The following is a 2,389-nucleotide window of genomic DNA, read 5'->3' on the forward strand; positions in this document are numbered from 1 at the left end:
CCTGAAATGTTTGAAGAATTTATTTTTCCTTATCAATATCCTTTATTAGAGCGTTTTGGATTGAACTGTTATGGGTGTTGCGAGCCAATTGATAAGCGATGGCAAGTGGTAAAAAAGTTCCCACGTTTGCGAAGGATTTCTGTTTCACCTTGGGCTAATCCGGAAGTTATGGCTGAATATTTAGGCTCAGATTATATTTATTCATTGAAACCGAACCCGGCTGATTTAGCTGTTCCTCAAATCGACGAGGACTATATCCGAAAGAAAATTAGCAAGGCTTTTCAAATTGCAAAAAATTGCCGAGTAGAAATCATTATGAAAGATAACCACACTATTGGGAAGAATCCAGAAAATGTAAAACGATGGAGTCGGATTGCCAAGGAAGAAGCTGAAAATTTATAGATATTTTAGGATTATTATTTTAATGACAAAATCCCTTTATGTTTCTTTTTAGATAAGCTCTTATGCCGCTTTCTTTATAACAGATGAAGATGAAAATACCTATCTAAGAATATCATTGCGATGAGTCCAACCGTTCTTTGATTGAATGATATGGCAATCTCATTTTCACAATGAGTCATTCTGAAGAGTCCGGTTTCTTTTCCTGAACGGCGGGAGAATCTCATTTAGCAAAATATTTTTTAAGTAATAATAAAAAGGATAAGATCCATTTTCTGTTTTATATACTAAAAACACAATTTTTAAAATAGGGAACTAATCCGACCATCTATTAGATTAATATTATAGATGATTTTCATAAAGAGCTAATAATAGTGGAATAATTTGAGCTGTTTTACCGTCCCTTATTGTTACTGCACTTTTCTGAATCATTAAAATTTAAATTTAATAAAACCCGAGAAATATATAATCAATGAATTCAAAATCATCCCAAAAATAGTGCTAAGTTAATAATTCACACACGATATTATATAATAAAAAATACTATATTATAACAAAATTTGTATGTTATAATAATTCATAATAAAAATGAAAAGAAGAGTTAAATTCAGATATAATAATATTAATAATGAAAAATATCTATAAAATATATTATAATGATAGATAATCAGATAATTATAATTAACCAATTCGTTATGAGTAAGTGATTAACCATAGTGTGTCTTTGCAAAAATTAAAATTAGTTAAAAGGATCAAAATTTAGAAAATAAGGTTGAAACCAAAAATTCATTTCTTGTTTAGTTTTATACTGCAGGAACACCAAAAATAAAGAAAAAAAGAAGGAGGTGCAATAATTTTTTTATTAAGTGGTATTTTAATCCAAATTGGAGTAAAAATTTAAAAAGGAGGAATGAATTGTGAGGAAAAAAGGAACAAAAGTTTTAGTAGGAGTATTGGTTTTAGTCGTTGTTTCAGCTTTAATATCATTTGCTTTTGCTCAGGATATGGACCAATTGGAAATAGATACAGCTAATGCAGTTTTTGAAGCTGCTGATAAGGGACAACCTGACCCTTCATGGCAAGGAAAGAAATTCACGATCGCAGTTTTAGCATCAGGCCCCCACGGAGCCATTTCTGGTCCTCTTTTCTTTTGGCGACCTTTCTGGGAAAAGCTGACCGGAGCAACCTACGATGTCGCTGAAATTCCTTTTGGTGAATTACAAGCAAAAATCTTTACCGATTTAGCAACCGAGACTGGGAATTACGATGCCATAGTTGGCCCAAGTTTCTTCTATGGCGACTACATTGCCAATGATTGGATCATTCCCATTGATAAATATTTTGATGATGCAAGAATGCCCAAGTGGAATCGGGATGCAATTGCAGCACCAATTCGCGAGCTTTATCAGTGGGGAGGAAAATGGTATGGTTTTAATAATGACCACGATGGAATGGTCATTTATTTTAGAAAAGACCTCTTCAATGATCCTAAATGGCAGGAAGAATTTAAAAACGAATTCAATTATGATTTGCCAGTCCGTCCAGATAGTTGGCAGGAAATTCTTGATTTAGCTAAGTTTTTTAATGGGAAAGACTGGAATGGAGATGGAAAGGAAGACTTTGGAATCAGTATGCATCTTAAAGTTGGCGAGCAAGGTTTCTTTAACTATATTGCCTTAGCAGGTGGCTTTGTCGTCATGCCGGCTCCCGGTGATAATCCAGCTAAGGTAACCCGCTTTCACAATCAATTTTGGTTTGATCCGGAAACCATGAAACCTTTAACCAACACCCCTGGACACGTAAAAGCTATGGAAATGTTAGTTGAACTCTGCAAGTATGGTCCAGCCGCTATGGTTAGTTGGGGCTTGGGAGAAGCCTGGGATATCTTCCTTAGAGGAGATTGCGCCATGGTCTTTACCTTCGGTGATGTGGGAACCTTGTCTCAAGACACCCGCGTTTCTGTCGTTCAAGGAAAGCTTGGCGTGGTTCC

Annotated in this window: 1 protein-coding gene and 1 pseudogene; both read left to right on the forward strand. The window is 34.9% G+C overall.

The features are described from left to right. Positions 1–402 (forward strand): annotated as a pseudogene (locus PLK24_RS10805) (hypothetical protein); the annotation flags it as partial. A 914-nt stretch (positions 403–1,316) separates the two neighbouring features. Continuing rightward, on the forward strand, positions 1,317–2,389 hold a 1,073-nt coding region (locus tag PLK24_RS10810), incomplete at its 3' end, for an ABC transporter substrate-binding protein (RefSeq protein ID WP_324479029.1).

It is taken from the genome of Atribacter sp. (assembly GCF_035418125.1).
GTDB classification, from domain to species: domain Bacteria; phylum Atribacterota; class Atribacteria; order Atribacterales; family Atribacteraceae; genus Atribacter; species Atribacter allofermentans.